Annotated in this window: 1 protein-coding gene; it reads left to right on the top strand. The window is 37.5% G+C overall.

Annotated elements, in window-relative coordinates:
* The first annotated feature begins 53 nt into the window (after positions 1-53).
* Positions 54-1,013, top strand: coding sequence for a tyrosine-type recombinase/integrase (locus tag ABE099_RS01720; RefSeq protein ID WP_430026861.1), 960 nt, complete (start codon positions 54-56; stop codon positions 1,011-1,013).
* Positions 1,014-1,152: the final 139 nt, after the last annotated feature.

Below are 1,152 nucleotides of genomic sequence, written 5' to 3'. Positions count from 1 at the left end.
TGTCGTACAATAACAATTATGCGACACGAATATGACAACAGGAGGCATATCGGATGGAATTAAATTCAAATTTTATTACATCATTAGACACCTATCCGCATGAAACGACATATAGTGATGAGCAGATTATTCAAATGTTCTTATCAGTGTGTACGAATGCACCTAATACACGCAAAAATTATGCTCGTGCCCTTTATCATTTTTCTAAATTTATTGCGGGGAAAAAGCTTAGAGATGTAACTTGGCGGGAAATTGAGGCATATAAACTGTATCTAAGTCAAGCTAATTATAGGGAAGATGGAAGGGCGCTGGCACCTGCGAGTATCGCTGCTTTTATCGCTCCCTTAAAATCATTTTACAAATGGGGAAGCGAGGATGGAATAGGGCTATTCGCTACAAATCCTACCTTAACCACTCGAATTCCGCCCACAACAATCACAAGTCGAAGAAATTATTTAACAAAGCGTGAAGTTGGACAACTTTTAGACGTTCTTTATAATGACAGTCTAAGAAATTATTTAATTGGCTTGTCCTTAGTCCTTCTGGGATTACGTGTTTCTGAGTTAACGCGGATCAAATGGGGAGATTTTCATACAGATGCATTGGGTAAGTCTATTTGGTTAACAATTACGCAAGCTAAGCGTGGCAAGACAAGGGAGGTTAAAGTACCGAAAAGATTATGGGAATTGTTTAAGGAGCATACGTTTGCAGCTTCTAAACTCGAGGAGCCAAGTGAAGATTTTCTTTTGTTTCCTATTACAACTAGACAGGTAGAAAGAATTATTAAAGCGGCTGGTGAACGTTGTAAGTTAACTAAAAAGCCAACCCCTCACTGGTTAAGACACACAAATGCAACACTAGCATTATTAGAAGGGGCGTCATTGCAACAGGTACAAGAAACATTAGGGCACACTCATATCAATACAACGCAACGTTACCTACATACTGTAGAACAGTTAAAAAAAGCCGCTCCTGATTTCGTTCAGGATAGTTTAGACGAATATATCAAATAATATAGTGCTTTTTGTCTATTTTTGATACTTTTTGACTATACGACATCCACGCAAATGTCCTATAATATGTATTAACAACAAAGCATTCCATTTTTTTCATGATAGACTCATAGAAAGGTCGCATAATTGTTATTGTACG

The organism is Paenibacillus turicensis, from assembly GCF_050461185.1.
Taxonomy (GTDB): Bacteria; Bacillota; Bacilli; order Paenibacillales; family Paenibacillaceae; genus Fontibacillus; species Fontibacillus turicensis_A.
Note: the sequence above shows the minus strand (reverse complement) of the source record. Positions and strands in the feature narration are given on the sequence as shown.

Coding starts and splice junctions, on each gene's coding strand:
- ABE099_RS01720 (WP_430026861.1), top strand. CDS start 54: ATGGAATTAAATTCAAATTTTATTACATCATTAGACACCTATCCGCAT.